Source organism: Streptomyces sp. NPDC086549, from assembly GCF_044746205.1.
Classification (GTDB): domain Bacteria; phylum Actinomycetota; class Actinomycetes; order Streptomycetales; family Streptomycetaceae; genus Streptomyces.
Genome location: NZ_JBIVBS010000002.1, coordinates 566,029 through 582,849, shown reverse-complemented (window position 1 = coordinate 582,849; position 16,821 = coordinate 566,029). Strand labels below are relative to the sequence as shown.

Annotated in this window: 16 protein-coding genes and 1 pseudogene; 8 read left to right on the top strand and 9 right to left on the bottom strand. The window is 71.5% G+C overall.

Annotation, left to right across the window (positions count from 1 at the left end; genetic code table 11):
- Positions 1-52: 52 nt before the first annotated feature.
- Positions 53-877, bottom strand: coding sequence for a purine-nucleoside phosphorylase (locus tag ACIPSA_RS09320; protein ID WP_402630857.1), 825 nt, complete (start codon positions 875-877; stop codon positions 53-55).
- Between the two features lie 165 nt (positions 878-1,042).
- Positions 1,043-1,480, bottom strand: coding sequence for a gamma-glutamylcyclotransferase (locus tag ACIPSA_RS09315; protein WP_402630854.1), 438 nt, complete (start codon positions 1,478-1,480; stop codon positions 1,043-1,045).
- Between the two features lie 106 nt (positions 1,481-1,586).
- Between ACIPSA_RS09315 and ACIPSA_RS09310 the strand changes: the two genes are divergently transcribed.
- A complete protein-coding gene (locus ACIPSA_RS09310) occupies positions 1,587-3,035 on the top strand; it encodes an NAD(P)H-quinone dehydrogenase (protein ID WP_402630852.1) in 1,449 nt (482 codons plus the stop codon).
- Between the two features lie 166 nt (positions 3,036-3,201).
- On the top strand, positions 3,202-4,155 hold the full coding sequence (locus tag ACIPSA_RS09305) for a DeoR/GlpR family DNA-binding transcription regulator (RefSeq protein ID WP_402630849.1): 954 nt from the start codon (positions 3,202-3,204) through the stop codon (positions 4,153-4,155).
- Positions 4,156-4,308: 153 nt separating this feature from the next.
- Here ACIPSA_RS09305 and ACIPSA_RS09300 read toward each other — a convergent pair whose 3' ends face one another.
- Positions 4,309-4,854, bottom strand: a complete 546-nt coding sequence (locus tag ACIPSA_RS09300; RefSeq protein ID WP_402631728.1) for a TetR/AcrR family transcriptional regulator — start codon at positions 4,852-4,854, stop codon at positions 4,309-4,311.
- A 203-nt stretch (positions 4,855-5,057) separates the two neighbouring features.
- Here ACIPSA_RS09300 and ACIPSA_RS09295 point away from each other — a divergent pair, with 203 nt between their 5' ends.
- Together ACIPSA_RS09295 and ACIPSA_RS09290 are read left to right on the top strand one after the other, a co-directional pair.
- Positions 5,058-6,047 (top strand): response regulator transcription factor, encoded by a 990-nt coding sequence (locus ACIPSA_RS09295; protein WP_402630846.1) that lies wholly within the window; start codon positions 5,058-5,060, stop codon positions 6,045-6,047.
- Positions 6,048-6,189: 142 nt separating this feature from the next.
- On the top strand, positions 6,190-6,891 hold the full coding sequence (locus tag ACIPSA_RS09290; RefSeq protein WP_402630843.1) for a hypothetical protein: 702 nt from the start codon (positions 6,190-6,192) through the stop codon (positions 6,889-6,891).
- 87 nt (positions 6,892-6,978) lie between these two features.
- On the opposite strand, the gene ACIPSA_RS09285 is transcribed toward ACIPSA_RS09290, so the two are convergent.
- A complete protein-coding gene (locus ACIPSA_RS09285; RefSeq protein ID WP_402630841.1) occupies positions 6,979-8,751 on the bottom strand; it encodes an acetyl/propionyl/methylcrotonyl-CoA carboxylase subunit alpha in 1,773 nt (590 codons plus the stop codon).
- 374 nt (positions 8,752-9,125) lie between these two features.
- Between ACIPSA_RS09285 and ACIPSA_RS09280 the strand changes: the two are divergent.
- A pseudogene (locus ACIPSA_RS09280) lies at positions 9,126-9,617 on the top strand (hypothetical protein); the annotation flags it as partial.
- 366 nt (positions 9,618-9,983) lie between these two features.
- On the opposite strand, the gene ACIPSA_RS09275 reads toward ACIPSA_RS09280, so the two are convergent.
- The 4 genes from ACIPSA_RS09275 to ACIPSA_RS09260 all read right to left on the bottom strand — a co-directional run bounded on the left by ACIPSA_RS09275 (position 9,984) and on the right by ACIPSA_RS09260 (position 12,724).
- Positions 9,984-10,601: a Maf family protein gene (locus tag ACIPSA_RS09275; protein WP_402630838.1), complete on the bottom strand. Its 618-nt coding sequence runs from the start codon at positions 10,599-10,601 to the stop codon at positions 9,984-9,986.
- 32 nt (positions 10,602-10,633) lie between these two features.
- Positions 10,634-10,762, bottom strand: coding sequence for a morphogenic membrane protein MmpB (mmpB, locus tag ACIPSA_RS09270; protein ID WP_402630835.1), 129 nt, complete (start codon positions 10,760-10,762; stop codon positions 10,634-10,636).
- A gap of 135 nt (positions 10,763-10,897) precedes the next feature.
- Positions 10,898-11,107 carry an acyl-CoA carboxylase epsilon subunit gene (locus ACIPSA_RS09265; RefSeq protein WP_402630832.1) on the bottom strand — a complete coding sequence of 70 codons (210 nt, stop codon included), beginning with the start codon at positions 11,105-11,107 and terminating at the stop codon, positions 10,898-10,900.
- A 24-nt stretch (positions 11,108-11,131) separates the two neighbouring features.
- A complete protein-coding gene (locus ACIPSA_RS09260; RefSeq protein ID WP_402630830.1) occupies positions 11,132-12,724 on the bottom strand; it encodes an acyl-CoA carboxylase subunit beta in 1,593 nt (530 codons plus the stop codon).
- Positions 12,725-12,834: 110 nt separating this feature from the next.
- Here ACIPSA_RS09260 and ACIPSA_RS09255 point away from each other — a divergent pair, with 110 nt between their 5' ends.
- Together ACIPSA_RS09255 and ACIPSA_RS09250 are read left to right on the top strand one after the other, a co-directional pair.
- Entirely contained in the window at positions 12,835-13,710 is an 876-nt protein-coding gene (locus ACIPSA_RS09255) for a biotin--[acetyl-CoA-carboxylase] ligase (RefSeq protein ID WP_402630828.1), read from the top strand.
- A 190-nt stretch (positions 13,711-13,900) separates the two neighbouring features.
- Positions 13,901-15,061: an adenylate/guanylate cyclase domain-containing protein gene (locus ACIPSA_RS09250; protein ID WP_402630826.1), complete on the top strand. Its 1,161-nt coding sequence runs from the start codon at positions 13,901-13,903 to the stop codon at positions 15,059-15,061.
- 26 nt (positions 15,062-15,087) lie between these two features.
- Here ACIPSA_RS09250 and ACIPSA_RS09245 read toward each other — a convergent pair whose 3' ends face one another.
- Positions 15,088-15,657, bottom strand: a complete 570-nt coding sequence (locus tag ACIPSA_RS09245) for a hypothetical protein (protein ID WP_402630823.1) — start codon at positions 15,655-15,657, stop codon at positions 15,088-15,090.
- Positions 15,658-15,978: 321 nt separating this feature from the next.
- On the opposite strand from ACIPSA_RS09245, the gene ACIPSA_RS09240 reads away from it, so the two are divergent.
- The gene (locus tag ACIPSA_RS09240; RefSeq protein WP_402630820.1) at positions 15,979-16,773 is read left to right on the top strand and encodes an enoyl-CoA hydratase/isomerase family protein; all 795 of its coding nucleotides are present in this window, start codon (positions 15,979-15,981) and stop codon (positions 16,771-16,773) included.
- The last annotated feature ends 48 nt before the right edge of the window (positions 16,774-16,821 follow it).

Sequence of the window (16,821 nt, the reverse complement as noted above, 5' to 3'; positions counted from 1 at the left end):
GCCTGCGTCCGCGGAGCGGGGGTCCAGGGGGCGCAGCCCCCTGGCGGGTTGCCTACAGCCGGCCCAGAACCTGTTCCAGCAGCGCGCCCATCCGGGCCGCCGAGTCCCGTCCGGCCTGCAGAACCTCCTCGTGGTTCAGCGGCTCGCCGGTCATTCCGGCCGCGAGGTTGGTGACCAGGGAGATGCCCAGGACCTCGGCCCCGGCCTCCCGCGCGGCGATGGCTTCCAGCACCGTGGACATGCCCACCAGGTCCGCGCCGATCACCCGGGCCATCCGGATCTCGGCGGGGGTCTCGTAGTGCGGGCCGGGGAACTGCGCGTAGACGCCCTCCTCCAGGGAGGAGTCGATCTCCTTGCACAGGGCGCGCAGCCGCGGCGAGTACAGGTCCGTCAGGTCGACGAAGTTCGCCCCGACGATCGGCGAGGTCGCCGTCAGGTTGATGTGGTCGCTGATCAGCACCGGCTGACCGGGCCGCATGCCCTCGCGCAGACCGCCGCACCCGTTGGTCAGCACCACGGTCTTGCAGCCGGCGGCCACGGCCGTGCGCACGCCGTGCGCCACGGAGGCCACGCCCCGGCCCTCGTAGTAGTGCGTGCGGCCGAGGAAGACCAGCGCGCGCTTGTCACCGATGGAGTACGAGCGGATCTTGCCCCCGTGCCCCTCCACCGCCGGCGGCGGGAAGCCGGGCAGCTCGGTGACCTGGAACTCGGCGTCGGGAGCGCCCAGGGCGTCGACGGCCGGAGCCCAGCCGGAGCCCATCACGAGGGCGACGTCGTGGGTCTCGGCGCCCGTGAGCTCGCGCAGGCGCGCGGCGGCCGTGTCGGCGGCGGCATAGGGGTCGCCCTGGATGTCGTCCGGAAGAAGAGATGCGTTCACGCGGATGAGCGTAGCTGGTCTGGGCCTACGCGCGTAGATGACAGAGCTCACCGGATGGCGATCGTTGTCTTGTCGTTTCCAACAAAGGTTGGGACAAAAGTGCCCCGAGGGGAGCCTGAGCCCCAGGTGCACTGACCCCAGGTGCACCGATCCGCCGGGCAGGCCCTAGCAGGGCCGCTTGCGCAGCTCCATCACGTAGTCGTGCGGTGCCCCGGCCGACTCCGCCGCGTCGGCGATCTCACCCAGGTAGCGGGCCGACGGCAGGCCGCCCTCGTACCCGTTCAGCACGTACACCCACGCCGGCTCCTCCCCGTCCAGCGTGTGCACGCGCGCCCGTGCGCGCCGGTAGATGCCGAGTCCGACGCCCTCCCACCGGTCCAGGGACTCCTCGTCCATCTCGGCGATGTCGTACAGCCCGACGAAGACCTGGGACCCCGGCTCCTCGACGATCGTCGCCAGCGCGCCCTCCCAGCCCAGCTGCTCGCCCCCGAAGGTCAGCCGCCATCCGTTCAGCCAGCCGGTGGCGCGCAGCGGTGAGTGAGGGGCGCGGCGGGTCATCAGCCGCGCGTCGAGATTGCCGGCGTACGCGGCGTAGAGCGACATGCGTCGAGGGTACGGCAGTGAAAACTTCTGTCACCCGCCCCCCGGAAGTAACAGAACGCGCACCACTCACGCCCCCGGGCAGTAGCACCTTGAGGCGTGCGGGACAATGGAGTACGTGACTCGGATCGTGATCATCGGTGGCGGACCCGGCGGATACGAAGCGGCGCTGGTGGCAGCGCAGCTCGGCGCGGAGGTGACCGTCGTCGACTGCGACGGTCTGGGCGGAGCGTCGGTGCTGACCGACTGCGTGCCGTCGAAGACTCTTATCGCTACGGCCGAGGTGATGACCACCTTCGACTCGTCGTACGAGGAACTCGGCATCATCGTCGCCGACGACACCCCGCCGCTGGAGCAGGCGGCCCGGGTGGTCGGCGTGGACCTCGGCAAGGTCAACCGCCGTGTGAAGCGGCTCGCCCTCGCCCAGTCCCACGACATCACCGCCTCCGTCACCCGCGCCGGCGCCCGGGTGATGCGCGGCCGCGGCCGCCTGGAGGGCATGCAGGCCCTCGACGGGTCCCGCAAGGTCGTCGTCGTCACCGCCGACGGCACCGAGGAGACCCTCGTCGCCGACGCCGTGCTCATCGCCACCGGCGGTCACCCGCGCGAGCTGCCCGACGCCCAGCCCGACGGCGAGCGCATCCTCAACTGGACCCAGGTCTACGACCTCACCGAGCTCCCCGAGGAGCTCATCGTGGTCGGCTCCGGTGTCACGGGCGCCGAGTTCGCCGGCGCCTACCAGGCCCTCGGCTCCAAGGTCACCCTCGTCTCCTCCCGCGACCGCGTGCTGCCCGGCGAGGACCCGGACGCCGCCGCGGTCCTGGAGGACGTCTTCCGCCGCCGTGGCATGAACGTCATGGCCCGCTCCCGCGCCGAGTCCGCCAAGCGCGTCGGCGACAAGGTGGAGGTCACCCTCGCCGACGGCCGAGTGATCACCGGCTCGCACTGCCTCATGGCCGTCGGCGCCATACCGAACAGCGCCGGTCTCGGGCTGGAGGAGGCGGGTGTCAAGCTCCGTGACTCCGGCCACATCTGGACCGACAAGGTCTCCCGGACCACCGCCCCGGGCGTGTACGCGGCCGGTGACGTGACGGGCGTCTTCGCCCTCGCCTCCGTCGCCGCCATGCAGGGACGTATCGCCATGTACCACTTCCTCGGCGACGCGGTGACCCCGCTCAACCTCAAGACCGTCTCCTCCAACGTCTTCACCGACCCGGAGATCGCCACCGTCGGTTACACCCAGGCCGACGTCGACGCGGGCAAGATCGACGCGCGCGTCGTGAAGCTCCCGCTGCTGCGCAACCCGCGCGCCAAGATGCAGGGCATCCGCGACGGCTTCGTGAAGATCTTCTGCCGCCCGGGCACCGGCATCGTGGTCGGCGGTGTGGTCGTCTCGCCCCGCGCCTCGGAACTGATCCACCCCATCTCGATCGCCGTCGACAACAATCTGACGGTCGAACAGATCGCGAACGCCTTCACCGTGTACCCCTCCCTTTCGGGGTCGATCGCCGAGGTGGCCCGTCAGCTCCACACCCGCAAGGCGACCGGCGAGGCCTGACGGCCGAAACCAACTCCCCGCTGGTCACGGGGAGTTGCCGAGCATGCGTACGGCATAGTCGGGGTGGGTAGGCCCTATACCACTTCCCACCCTCTCGTACGAACAACTTCTGTTATTCGGCGCAAACTGCTGAAAGCAGACGGTCGTTGGGGTTACTGTCAGTTTCGTGTTCGCTGCAGAACGTCGCCAATTGATCCTCGAAATGGTGCGAGCGAACGGGGCCGTGTCGCTCCGTGAACTCGCCCGCGTCGTCCAGACCTCCGAAGTGACCGTACGGCGGGACGTGCGCGCACTGGAGGCAGAAGGACTCCTCGACCGCCGGCACGGCGGTGCGGTATTGCCGGGCGGGTTCACGCGGGAGTCCGGCTTTCCGCAGAAGTCACATCTCGCGACCGCCGAGAAGACGGCCATCGCCGATCTTGCCGCGGGTCTCGTCGAAGAGGGCGAGGCCATCGTGGTCGGGGCGGGGACCACGACCCAGGAACTGGCCCGCCGGCTCGCCCGGGTGCCCGGTCTGACCGTCGTCACCAACTCCCTGCTGGTGGCCCAGGCGCTGGCACACGCCAACCGCGTGGAGGTCGTGATGACCGGCGGCACCCTGCGCGGCTCCAACTACGCCCTCGTCGGCTCCGGCGCCGAGCAGTCCCTCCAGGGGCTCAGGGTCTCCAAGGCCTTCCTGTCCGGGAGCGGCCTGACCGCCGAGCGCGGGCTGTCCACGTCCAACATGCTGTCGGCGTCCGTCGACCGTGCCCTGGTCCAGGCGGCCGCGGAGGTCGTGGTCCTCGCCGACCACACCAAGCTGGGCACGGACACGATGTTCCAGACGGTGCCCACGGATGTGATCACCCGGCTGGTGACCGACGAGCCGCCCGCCCACGACGACCGCGCGGCCACCGAACTCCAGGCCCTTGCCGACCAGGGGGTGCATATCGCCGTGGCCGGGGCGTCGGGAAGCCCGGGGGGTGATCAGGTCCCGGCGCGCCAGCAGCGCCGGGACGTGGCCCTGCCGGGGCCTCGACGGGGGCAGGTGCCGGGCGCCGCGCTGCGCTCCGCCACGGTTCTGGGTGAGCAGGCGGCGGGGGCCGAGCGGGCTCGCGTCGCGGATCTGCGGCGGCGTTAGTGGTTGCGGTGGTGCCTATTCGCCGTAGGGGTTCGGCTTGGTGCGCGGCTGCGGGTTGTGTATGGCTGGTCGCGCCCACGCGGCGGAGCCGCACGATGTGACTGCCCCGCGCCCCTGAGGGTGCTGCCCCTGGCGGTGTCAAAAAGCGCACCGCTATCCCTTCAGGCCTCGTAGCGTCAGCCGTAGCAACCGGTCCGCCAGGTCCGGGTCTCCCGGTGACTCCTCCGCCGCCAGTGCAATCGCGTGGGTGAGTTGGAGGAGGTCGCCGATCGAGACGTCGGCTCGCACGGCCCCCGACTCCTGGGCCCGCGCCAGCAGCGCACCGCCCGCCTCGTGGATCGGGGTGCTGCAGCGGGCCAGTGCGGAACCGGAGTCGGCGGACACCGACATCAGGGCCCGCGCCAGGCCGCGGTACTCACCCGCGTGCGTGACCATCTCGCGCAGCCATGTCACCAGCGCCGAGCACGGCTCGGGGGCGTTCAGCAGTTCGCGTGCGCGGGCGAGGAGTTCGCTCACCGCGTCCTCGAAGACGGCGCTCATCAACGCCTGCCGGTTCGGGAAGTGCCGGTAGAGCGTGCCGATCCCGACGCCCGCCCGGCGGGCCACGTCCTCCAGCGACGCGTCCGTGCCGTGCTCGGCGAACGCGGCACGCGCCTCGGCCAGCAGCCGCTCGTAGTTGCGGCGGGCATCGGCGCGCATGGCACGCGTGCCCACGGACGGCACCGCCGTGTCCCGGGCCCCGGCGGCCTCCCCTGCGGTCGCGCCCACCATGCCTTCCACCTGCCCTCTCTCGCGCCCCCCGACTGCTTCCAGAATGCCATCGAGGACGCGCGAGCAGCCTCCCGCGAAGGTGTCGAAGCCGTACCTTCTTCACAAGGCGGAAACGGCGCCGGGAGAACGCGATGGAGATCAGCGGTGCGGACGCACAGTGCGTGCTGACGCTCGTACGAGGCCTGGAAGAGGCCGACTCGGTGGCGGAGTTGCACGAGCGGGCGCTGCCCGCACTGCTGGAGCTGATTCCGGCGGACGCCATCCAGTGCTACCGGCTGTCGGTCGACGGTGCCGGGTTGTCCGTCCTGTCGCTGCCTCAGGAGTCCTTCCATGAGGACCCGATGCTCATCTACGACCATCCCCTCGACCACCCGCTGACCGAGGTCATGCTGCAGACCCCGACCGCGGAGGCATGGCGGGTCAGCGACGTCGCCGGGGAACGGCAGTGGCAGCGGACCCACTGCTACAACCTGGACTTCCGTCCCTTCGGCATGCGACGCCACCTGGTGGCCTCGGCGGGCTCGGACCTGGCCGTGGTCGAGGGATACGCGCTGGTCCGCTCGGGCCACGACTTCAGCGACCGGGACCGCGATCTGCTCGGCTTCGCCCAGCACCAGCTCTGCGCGGCCGAACGGGTGGTGCGCGAGCGCGAGCGGCTGCGGCTGCTGTCCGCCCTCGCCCTGGAACTGGTCGGCGGACGCGAGCGGGGTGTCGCCGCCCTCGACGAGGACGGCCGGCCGTACGCCCTCAACGCGACCGCCGCCCGCCTGCTGGCCGCCTTGCGCGGCGATCCCCGGCTCACGCGCCGGGAGTCCTTCACGGTGCGGGACGTCGAGGTGCGGTACGTGCCCGAGGCCGTCGACGGGCTGCCCGTGCTGCTGCTCCTGCGGGACCTCGCCCGGAGCCGGGCGGTGGCCCGGCTGCTCGGGGTGACCGACCAGGAGCACCGCACGCTCCGGCACCTCGACAGCGGCCGTACGGCGACGGAGGCGGCCCGCAGGATGGGGCTCGCGCCCGCCACCGTACGCGGCTACATCGCCTCCCTGCACCGCAAGCTGGAGGCCGGCCACACCGCCGCCCTGCTGCGACGGGGGCGGGACCTGGGGCTGCTCGGCGACTGACCGGCGATCGACCGGTGCTCGACCGGCGCCCGAGACGACGTATCGCGACTGGTCAGGATTGACGGATGGTCACCGGGCACGCCGGGTCGGTTCACTGTCGGAAGGCGCTCCGCACGGGGGCAGGCCGCCAGGGGGGAGTCTTATGACCACGACACCGCCACGCGCACACGCAGCCGTAACGGAGACCGGTTCGGGGCGCGGCCTCGGCCGTACGCTCATGGGCGTCACCGCGGTGCTCGGGCCCGTGCTGCTCGCCGTGGCGGTCGGGATCGTCCCCTACGGGACCGGTGACTCCAGCAAGGAGATGGTCAAGGACATCGCCGCCCATCGCACCGTCACCGAACTCAGCCTCTGGGGCTGGCTCTTCGGGTCCATCGCCCTCATGGCAGGCATCCTCCTGGTCGGGCTGCTGGCCATGCGCCACTCGCCGAAGCTCGGCCTGTGGGGGCTGCTGCTGTTCGGCACGGGCATCCTGGCGATCAGCGCCACCCCGTCGATGGACGTCGTCACCCTCGGCGGGCTCGGCAAGGGAGTCGGCCAGGACGCCCTGACCAGGACGGCGGACGGCACCCTTGCCCTGCCCGTCGTGGGTGTCCCGACCCTCTACTTCGTCGCCGCCCATGTCGTCGGCGCGATCCTGCTCGGCGTCGCGCTGCTGCGCGGCCGGGTGATCCCCGCCTGGGCCGCCTGGCTGCTCATCGTGTCCATGCCGCTCAACGTCGTCGGCTACGCGGGCAGCCTCATGCCGGTCACCGTCGTGTCGTTCCTGCTGATGGCCGTGGCCTTCGGCGCGGCCGGGCCGGTGATCGTCCGGCACGGCACCGGCTGGACCCGCACGGCATAGACCACCGTCACGGGGGACGGGGAAAGCGAGGCGCCCCGCGGACCGACTGCTCGGTCCGCGGGGCGCCTCGCTGGATGTACCCGGAGATCAGTCCTTGATCTCGCAGATGGCGGCGCCGGAGGTGACGGACGCGCCGACCTCGGCGCTCAGGCCCTTGATGGTGCCGGCCTTGTGCGCGTTCAGCGGCTGCTCCATCTTCATCGCCTCCAGGACGACGACCAGGTCGCCCTCCTTGACCTCCTGGCCCTCCTCGACCGCGACCTTGACGATCGTGCCCTGCATCGGGGAGGCGAGGGTGTCACCGGAGGCGACGGGGCCGGACTTCTTGGCCGCGCGGCGCTTCGGCTTCGCCCCGGCAGCCAGGCCGGTGCGGGCCAGGGTCATGCCCAGGGCGGCCGGGAGGGAGACCTCCAGGCGCTTGCCGCCGACCTCGACGACGACCGTCTCACGGCCGTTGTCCTCCTCCGCCTCGACGTCGGCAGGGGCGGTGAACGGCTTGATCTCGTTGACGAACTCGGTCTCGATCCAGCGGGTGTGGACCTTGAACGGCTCCTCGGAACCGTCCAGCTCGGGCGCGAACGCCGGGTCCTTCACCACCGCGCGGTGGAACGGGATCGCGGTGGCCATGCCCTCGACCTGGAACTCCTCCAGGGCGCGGGAGGCCCGCTCCAGCGCCTCCTTGCGGGTGCGGCCGGTCACGATCAGCTTCGCCAGCAGCGAGTCCCAGGCCGGGCCGATCACCGAGCCGGCCTCCACGCCCGCGTCCAGCCGGACACCCGGGCCCGACGGCGCGTCGAACCGGGTCACCGTGCCCGGCGCCGGCAGGAAGTTGCGGCCCGGGTCCTCACCGTTGATACGGAACTCGAACGAGTGACCGCGCAGCGCCGGGTCGCCGTAGCCGAGTTCCTCGCCGTCGGCGATCCGGAACATCTCGCGCACCAGGTCGACACCGGCGATCTCCTCGGTGACCGGGTGCTCGACCTGCAGACGGGTGTTGACCTCCAGGAAGGAGATCGTGCCGTCGTTGCCGACCAGGAACTCCACGGTGCCGGCACCGACGTAGCCGGCCTCCTTCAGGATCGCCTTCGAGGAGCTGTACAGCTCGGCGAGCTGGGCCTCGGACAGGAACGGCGCCGGGGCCTCCTCCACGAGCTTCTGGTGGCGGCGCTGCAGCGAGCAGTCACGCGTCGAGACGACGACCACGTTGCCGTGCTGGTCGGCCAGGCACTGCGTCTCCACGTGCCGCGGCTTGTCCAGGTACCGCTCCACGAAGCACTCGCCCCGGCCGAACGCCGCGACCGCCTCGCGCACTGCGGACTCGTACAGCTCCGGCACTTCTTCCAGCGTCCGGGCCACCTTCAGACCACGGCCACCGCCACCGAACGCGGCCTTGATCGCGATCGGCAGCCCGTGCTCCTGCGCGAACGCGACGACCTCGTCCGCACCCGAGACCGGGTCGGGCGTACCGGCCACCAGCGGGGCGCCGGCCCGCTGCGCGATGTGACGCGCCGCCACCTTGTCACCCAGATCGCGGATGGCCTGCGGCGGCGGGCCGATCCAGATCAGACCCGCGTCCAGTACCGCCTGCGCGAATTCGGCGTTCTCCGAGAGGAAGCCGTAACCCGGGTGGATGGCGTCCGCGCCGGACTCGCGCGCGGCGTTCAGTACCTTCTCGATGTCGAGGTAACTGGTGGCCGGAGTGTCACCACCCAGGGCGAACGCCTCATCCGCGGCGCGGACATGCAGAGCGTCCCGGTCCGGGTCGGCGTAGACGGCCACGCTCGCGATCCCGGCGTCCCGGCACGCCCGGGCCACGCGGACAGCGATTTCGCCACGGTTGGCGATGAGCACCTTGCGCACGATTGAGGCTCCCTCCTTGAAACAAGCCGAGTTTAGGGACTGCCGACACGGCACTTCGACCCGTCCCCAATGGTGAGCTTGCCCACACGGAGCGTGATTCGAGGCTCGCTCGACCCGCGAAAGCCCTTGTCGCACCTCGGTACGCAGGACTCCTCCGGGAAACCCTAGCCCTGTCATGTGGCCAAGGTCTCTGTGAGAGCGTGCTGCGGCCCACTCGGTTTCTTTGTCGAGTCCCTACGAATGGCCCAATGATTCTTTGCTCCCGACAGAACCCTTGTCCCCGGGTTTACCGGTTAGTAGCGTTCACGACGTCTCGAACGTACTTCAGGTAACAGCAGCCCGGCTCGGGCTGAGGTCGAAAGTGGGTGGGACCGGTGGTGCGCAGACCGGTGGCGTGGCTCGTGGCGGTCGTCCTCCTCGCCGAGGGGCTCGGCATCGCGGCATTGAACTGGTTCCTCGGGATCGTCGCCGACCGGCAGCACATGTCGCTGGCCGGCATCGACCCGGACGTGATGTCCAACTCGTCGAAGATCGGCGGCGTGGTCTTCGGCCTCTACTTCGCCCTGTGCGCGCTGGTCGCCCTGCTCGTGGCGATACGCAACCGCGCTCCGGCCGGCTTCGGCCGCATCCTGCTCATCAGCATGGCCGTGGTGCACGGGCTGCTGGGCGCGTTCGCGTGGGGGCTGGTGGGCTGGACCGCGTTCGCGTTCATGGTGGCGGTCCTGGGGCTGATCGTGCTGCTCCTGATGACGTACGACGCCCAGGGCGGCACGGCGGAGACGGCGCCCGGCGGCGCCCCCCAGGGCGGCGACACGCCGGAGGCCAAGAGCACCCCGGAGACCGGCAGCGCCCCGGAGGGGACGACCGGAGAGGCGCCGGCGGGCGAGGCAGGGGAGCCGGAGGGCGAGACGGAGGAGCCCCAGGACGACGTCCCTCAGGGCGACGTCACCCAGGACGACGTTCCTCAGGGCGACGTCACCCAGGACGACGTTCCTCAGGGCGACGTCACCCAGGACGACGTTCCTCAGGGCGATGTCCCTCAGGCCGGCGTCCCCGCCATGGCCGCCCCCGTCGCCTAGCCAGGGCCCGTCCGGCGGATCAAGTCGCAGGAAAGCAATGGCGCCTCATCGGCCCAGGTGAGCGGGGCCATGGGGGTCCCCCTGCTCGAAGAGCCCGGGGGAGGGCGTGCCAGGCCCTGCGTCCGCGGCACGATCCGCCGGACAGGCCCTGGGTCACTCCGCCGATGTCCACAACTCCGTGATGCCGACGCCCAGTTCGGCCAGCAGCCGCCGGACGAGGGGCAGGCTGATGCCGATCACGTTGCCGTGGTCGCCGTCGATGCCCTCGATGAACGGGGCCGAGCGGCCGTCCAGGGTGAACGCCCCGGCGACGTAGAGCGGCTCTCCCGAGGCGACGTAGGCGGCGATCTCCTCGTCCGTCGGCTCGCCGAAATGCACGACGGTGGACGCGGTCCCGGACACGTACCGCTTGTTCACCGTGTCCCAGATGCAGTGCCCCGTCTGGAGGGTCCCCGCGCGCCCCCGCATCGACTTCCAGCGGGCGGTGGCCTCCTCGGCGTCCGCGGGCTTGCCCAGCGCCTGGCCGTCCAGCTCCAGCACCGAGTCGCAGCCGATCACCAGGGCGCCCTGCACCTCCGGCTTCGCCGCCACCACGGAGGCCTTCGCCTCGGCCAGGGCGAGCGCCAGCTCGGCGGGCGTGGGTGCGGTGATCGCGTCCTCGTCGACCCCGCTGACGATCACCTCGGGTTCGAGCCCGGCCTGCCTGAGCAGTCCGAGCCGGGCGGGGGACTGGGAGGCGAGCACGACTCGCCTGCGCGGATTGGCAGTCATGCGGCCAGGTTAGCCAGGCGATGCCGCCGCGCTCACCTCAGGCCGATCACGATCATCGCCAGAACCATGGCCAGAGCCATGAGGAGGCCGAGCCGCCGCAGCATGGCCTGCATGTCGCGCAGTTCCTTGGGCGGCTCGTTCTCCGGGTCTGACCACAGCATGCCACCAGCGTGGGGCTTGGCCGGTCAGGGCGCCTGAGTAGGCGTACTCAAATTGCTCCCCTGTGCTGTCCTCCTGTGCGCCCAGGCGGCGGAGCCGCATATCGATGCAGCCCCGCGCCCCGGGTTGGCTGCCACTCAGCTCGGCCAGTAGGTGCGGGTCCAGGATGCCGGGCCCGGTCGCGGGACGTGCTGGGCCGCGATGCGGGCGGGGTCCGACCAGGAGTCCTTCGGGCCGGGCGCGCCGGGCGGCAGCGCTGCCGCCGCCGCGGCGCGGGCGCGGACCACCGCCAAAGCGGCGGCCAGCTCCTCCGGGGTGGGGTTGCCTCGTACGACCTTGATGTTCATGACCGCTCCAAAGGTCAGCGGGGCTCAGAGGGGAATGTTGCCGTGCTTCTTCGGAGGCAGGGATTCCCGTTTCGTGCGCAGCTGACGCAGACCGCGGACGACATGGCGGCGGGTGTCGGACGGCATGATCACCGAGTCGACGTAGCCGCGCTCGGCCGCGATGTAGGGGTTGAGGAGGGTGTCCTCGTACTCCTGGATCAGCTGGGCACGGGTCGCGTCGCCGGTTCCGGTGGCCTGCGCCTCGGCGATGGTCCGCCGGTGCAGGATGTTGACCGCGCCCTGCGCGCCCATGACGGCGATCTGCGCGGTCGGCCAGGCGAGGTTGATGTCGGCACCCAGGTGCTTGGAGCCCATGACGTCGTAGGCGCCGCCGAAGGCCTTGCGGGTGATGACCGTGATCAGCGGGACGGTCGCCTCCGCGTACGCGTAGATCAGCTTGGCGCCGCGCCGGATGATGCCGTCGTGCTCCTGGCCGACGCCGGGCAGGAAGCCGGGCACGTCCACGAACGTGAGGACCGGGATGTTGAAGGCGTCGCAGGTCCGCACGAAGCGGGCCGCCTTCTCGCTCGCCTGGATGTCCAGGCAGCCGGCGAACTGCATCGGCTGGTTGGCGACGATGCCGACGGGGTGCCCCTCCACCCGGCCGAAGCCGGTGAGGATGTTCGGGGCGAACAGCGCCTGCGTCTCGAAGAACTCGGCGTCGTCCAGGATGTGCTCGATCACCGTGTGCATGTCGTACGGCTGGTTCGCGCTGTCCGGGACGATCGTGTCCAGCTCGCGGTCCTCGTCGGTGAGGGCGAGGTCCGCCTCCTCCGGGAACACCGGGGGCTCGCTGAGGTTGTTGGACGGCAGGTACGACAGCAGCTGCTTGACGTACTCGATGGCGTCCTTCTCGTCGCCCGCCATGTGATGCGCCACGCCCGAGACCGAGTTGTGGGTGCGGGCGCCGCCCAGCTCCTCGAAGCCGACGTCCTCGCCGGTGACCGTCTTGATGACGTCCGGGCCGGTGATGAACATGTGCGAGGTCTGGTCGACCATGACCGTGAAGTCGGTGATGGCGGGGGAGTAGACCGCGCCGCCCGCGCAGGGGCCGACGACGAGGCTGATCTGCGGGATGACGCCGGAGGCGTGGGTGTTGCGGCGGAAGATCTCGCCGTAGGCACCGAGGGAGGCCACGCCCTCCTGGATCCGGGCGCCGCCGGAGTCGTTGATGCCGATGACCGGGCACCCGGTCTTCAGGGCGAAGTCCATGACCTTGACGATCTTCTGCCCGTACACCTCGCCGAGGGCACCGCCGAAGACGGTGAAATCCTGCGAGAAGACGGCGACGGGGCGCCCGTCGACGGTGCCGTACCCGGTGACGACACCGTCTCCGTACGGGCGGTTCTTCTCCAGGCCGAAGTTGGTGGAGCGGTGCCGGGCGAACTCGTCCAGCTCGACGAATGACCCTTCGTCAAGCAGCAGGTCGATCCGCTCACGGGCCGTCAACTTGCCCTTGGCGTGCTGTTTCTCGACGGCGCGTTCCGAGCCGGCGTGCGTCGCCTCCTGGATGCGGCGCTGGAGATCTGCCAGCTTGCCCGCGGTCGTGTGAATGTCGATCTCTTCCGGCTCGGACATCGGGATGCGGCTCCCTGCCTGCTCAAAAGGGGGGACGGTTACTCATCCGTAGCGTAGTGGCGTGCCTACCAATCGGCAGTGCGGCGTTTACCACACCTAAGGTGGCTTGCATGACGCCGCGAGATGCTTCAGACGCGAACAACAGCCGCTGGTCCGACCTCGACCGCCCGCCCCTGAACGCCACCGCGCTGCGCCGGGCACTGGTACGGGAGGGCGGCCACGGTGGTCTCTACTGCGACATCGAGGTCGTGGAGCGCACCGGATCCACCAACTCCGACCTCGTGGCCCGGGCCGTCGCGGGGGACGCGGACGAGGGCGCGGTGCTCGTCGCCGAGGAGCAGACCGCCGGGCGGGGCCGCCTGGACCGCCAGTGGACGGCACCGCCCCGCTCCGGCCTCTTCTTCTCGGTGCTGCTCAGCCCCGCCGAGGTGCCGTTGGCCCGCTGGGGCTGGCTGCCGCTGCTCACGGGCGTGGCGGTGGCGACAGCACTGGCGCGGTCGGCGAGTGTGGACACGGCACTCAAGTGGCCCAACGACGTGTTGGTGACCGTGGGTGACGAGGAGCGCAAGACCGGCGGAATCCTGGCGGAGCGGGCCGGTGAGGACGGCGTGGTCGTCGGCGTCGGCATCAACGTCACGCTCCGTGCGGACGAGCTTCCGGTGCCGCAGGCCGGCTCGCTGGCGCTGGCCGGAGCCGTGACCACGGACCGGGACCCGCTGCTGCGGGCCGTCCTGCGGTCCCTGGAGGACTGGTACGGGCGCTGGCGGTCGGCCGGGGGCGACCCCGCGGTCAGCGGCCTCCAGGAGGCGTACGCGGCGGGCTGCGCGACGCTGGGCCGGGTCGTACGGGCCGAACTCCCGGGCGACCGGTCGATCGTCGGGGAGGCCGTGGCGATCGACGGCGACGGACGGCTGGTCCTCGCCACGGAGAACGGGGTGCAGGAGCCGGTAGGGGCGGGAGACATCGTCCACCTGCGGCCGGCCTGAGAAGAAACGATGGCCGAAGCGGGGGTCCGGGGGCGGCAGCCCCCAGTGGACTCCCACATCAACGCCGGGTGACCGGCCGGCACCGGACGCCTCACCGTCGGCCCCACCTGACGGAGTGAGCTGGCGCACACCTGCCGTAGAGTTGAGGCCGGTCGATACGTGACCGCGGCAGATCGGAAGGGCAGCAGGCGTGACCGTCGACGACACGGGCTCCGGCGCGGGCGCGGACGGCCGGGTGGACCCTCCCCCACCCCCGACTCCGCTCGAGCGGGAGGACTCCCACGCCGCCGATTCCGGCGAGGATCCCCTTGCCCTGCGCCTCGAGACGCTCATCCTGGGTGCCGAGCGCCGCTACACCCCGTTCCAGGCGGCCCGCAGCGCCGGTGTCTCGATGGAGCTGGCCTCCCGCTTCTGGCGGGCCATGGGCTTCGCCGACATCGGGCAGGCCAAGGCCCTCACCGAGGCCGACGTGCTCGCCCTGCGCCGCCTCGCCGGTCTCGTCGAGGCGGGGCTGCTCAGCGAGGCCATGGCGGTGCAGGTGGCCCGGTCCACCGGGCAGACCACCGCCCGTCTGGCCGAATGGCAGATCGACTCCTTCCTGGAGGGGCTGACCGAGCCGCCCGAGCCGGGCATGACGCGCACCGAGGTGACGTACCCGATCGTCGAGCTGCTCCTGCCCGAGCTGGAGGAGTTCCTGGTCTACGTCTGGCGCCGCCAGCTCGCCGCCTCGGCCGGCCGGGTCGTGCAGGGAGCCGACGACGAGGAGATGGTCGACCGGCGGCTAGCGGTCGGCTTCGCCGACCTCGTCGGGTTCACGCGGCTGACCCGCCGGATGGAGGAGGAGGAACTCGGCGAACTCGTCGAGGCCTTCGAGACCACCGCCGCCGACCTGGTGGCCGCGCGCGGCGGCCGACTCATCAAGACCCTCGGCGACGAGGTGCTGTACGCCGCCGACGACGCGGGCACCGCCGCCGACATCGCGCTGCGCCTGGTCGAGACGATGGCGCACGACGAGACGATGCCCGAGCTGCGCGTCGGCATGGCGTTCGGCACGGTGACCACCCGAATGGGCGATGTCTTCGGAACGACGGTGAACCTCGCCTCCCGGCTGACCTCGATAGCACCGCGCGACGCCGTCCTCGTCGACAGCGCCTTCGCGGAGGAGCTCATCCGCAGCGGCGAGGCACCCGCCTCGGAGGCGGACGCGGCCGAGGCCGCTGCCGCCGCCGAGAAGGAGGGCGAGGAGCCGCCGACGTACCGCTTCGCTCTGCAGCCGATGTGGCAGCGCCCGGTCCGCGGACTCGGCGTCGTCGAGCCCTGGCTGCTCACCCGCCGGGACGGCGAACCCTAGGGAACCACAGGGAACCCCAGGGAACTCTAGGGCAACAGGCCGTGGCCGCGCGGGGCTCGCAGCGGGTCCACGCACAGTCCTATGACCGGCACGCACAGGCCTCCGCCCCGGCTCGGCCGCGGTGCCGGGGCGATCCTGGAGTGACTCGGGGCCGGCGCCGGTGCCTGTGTGCGTGTCGGGTCGGGGCGTGGGCCGGCCGAGGTCGTCGTGGTCGGCACCGGTGTGGTGCCGGTACCCGACGGGCCGTGTGTGGTCCGAGGGGCGGCCGTCGGGATCGCCGTGGGGATGTCCGTCGGGAGAGGCGAGGCGGTGGGCCAGGCCGGAGCGGCGCTCACCCCGCCCATGACGGAGGTGGCCGAGGGCAGGCCCGTCGGCGCGCTCGCGACACCCGCCGTGTTCGTCGCCGACCGGTGGTCGGTGCCGCCGCCCGGATCCAGCCGGGGTTCCGCCTCGGCGGTTCCCGGGGAACCGACTCCGGACTCCGGTGACATGCGTAGGAGGCTGAGGACACCGGCGGCCAGCGCGAGCCCTCCGGCGGCGAGCAGGACCTTGCGCGGGCGGGGCCTGCGGTGCCGCCCGCGCCGGGGGAAGGGCACGGCGGCGACCGTATCCGTATCCGCATCCGTATCAGCATCCGCACCGTTGAACGTTTCCGCGGGCGCGTCTGTCGTCTCGGTGCCGCTTGCCCCGGTACCTGTTGTCTCCGTGTCCGTCATCGCGATCCCTCCCGGCTGCGCGCCCCCCGATGCGCCGTGGCGGAGCGCACGCTATGCGCTCCCACGGGCGGTGTGGCGGGGCTCGGGCGAAATGTCACTCGAACGGGGACGACGGACCGGCTCTTTCCCCGGCCGGGCACGGCTGCGATGATCAGGGCGGCAGAAGGTTAACCCGCGTTAACACGTCGACCGGAGGGTGTCATGAGCGAGGAGCGGTTCGGGGAGCACGTGCTGGTGCGGCGGCACGGACATGTCGCGGAGCTCGTACTGGACCGGCCCAAGGCGATGAACGCCGTCTCCACGGAGATGGCCCGGTCCATCGGGGGCGCGTGCGCCGCGCTCGCCGCCGACCGGGACGCGCGGGTGGTCGTCGTGACGTCGACGCACGAGAGGGCGTTCTGCGTCGGGGCCGACCTGAAGGAGCGGAACTCCTTCACCGACGCGGACCTGGTACGGCAGCGGCCGGTGGCGCGGGGCGCGTACACCGGGGTGCTGGAACTGCCGATGCCGACGATCGCCGCGGTGCACGGATTCGCGCTGGGCGGCGGCTTCGAACTCGCGCTGTCCTGCGACCTGATCGTGGCCGACCGTACGGCCGTGGTGGGACTGCCCGAGGTGTCCGTCGGGGTGATTCCGGGCGGCGGTGGGACGCAGCTGCTGCCGCGGCGGGTCGGGGCCGCGCGGGCGGCCGAACTGATCTTCTCGGCGCGGCGCCTGGAGGCGGCCGAGGCGCTTGAGCTCGGGCTGGTCGACCAGCTGGTGGAGGAGGGCCGCGACCGGGAGGAGGCGCTGGCCCTGGCCGCCCGGATCGCCGGGAACTCCCCGGTCGGCCTGCGGGCGGCGAAGCGGGCGCTGCGGCTCGGGCAGGGACTGGACCTGAGGGCCGGCCTTGAGGTCGAGGACGCGGCCTGGCGGTCCGTGGCGTTCTCGGGGGACCGGGCGGAGGGCGTCGCGGCGTTCAACGAGAAGCGGAAGCCGCAGTGGCCCGGAGAGTGACGCAAGGCAAGGCACCCCGCCCGACCGCCCGCACGGCGAGCGGTCCAC

Coding starts and splice junctions, on each gene's coding strand:
- ACIPSA_RS09295 (WP_402630846.1), top strand. CDS start 5,058: ATGGAGATCAGCGGTGCGGACGCACAGTGCGTGCTGACGCTCGTACGA.
- ACIPSA_RS09240 (WP_402630820.1), top strand. CDS start 15,979: ATGAGCGAGGAGCGGTTCGGGGAGCACGTGCTGGTGCGGCGGCACGGA.
- ACIPSA_RS09260 (WP_402630830.1), bottom strand. CDS start 12,724: ATGTCCGAGCCGGAAGAGATCGACATTCACACGACCGCGGGCAAGCTG.
- ACIPSA_RS09265 (WP_402630832.1), bottom strand. CDS start 11,107: ATGAACATCAAGGTCGTACGAGGCAACCCCACCCCGGAGGAGCTGGCC.
- ACIPSA_RS09290 (WP_402630843.1), top strand. CDS start 6,190: ATGACCACGACACCGCCACGCGCACACGCAGCCGTAACGGAGACCGGT.
- ACIPSA_RS09300 (WP_402631728.1), bottom strand. CDS start 4,854: ATGCGCGCCGATGCCCGCCGCAACTACGAGCGGCTGCTGGCCGAGGCG.
- ACIPSA_RS09275 (WP_402630838.1), bottom strand. CDS start 10,601: ATGACTGCCAATCCGCGCAGGCGAGTCGTGCTCGCCTCCCAGTCCCCC.
- ACIPSA_RS09315 (WP_402630854.1), bottom strand. CDS start 1,480: ATGTCGCTCTACGCCGCGTACGCCGGCAATCTCGACGCGCGGCTGATG.
- ACIPSA_RS09255 (WP_402630828.1), top strand. CDS start 12,835: ATGACGCCGCGAGATGCTTCAGACGCGAACAACAGCCGCTGGTCCGAC.
- mmpB (WP_402630835.1), bottom strand. CDS start 10,762: ATGCTGTGGTCAGACCCGGAGAACGAGCCGCCCAAGGAACTGCGCGAC.
- ACIPSA_RS09310 (WP_402630852.1), top strand. CDS start 1,587: ATGGAGTACGTGACTCGGATCGTGATCATCGGTGGCGGACCCGGCGGA.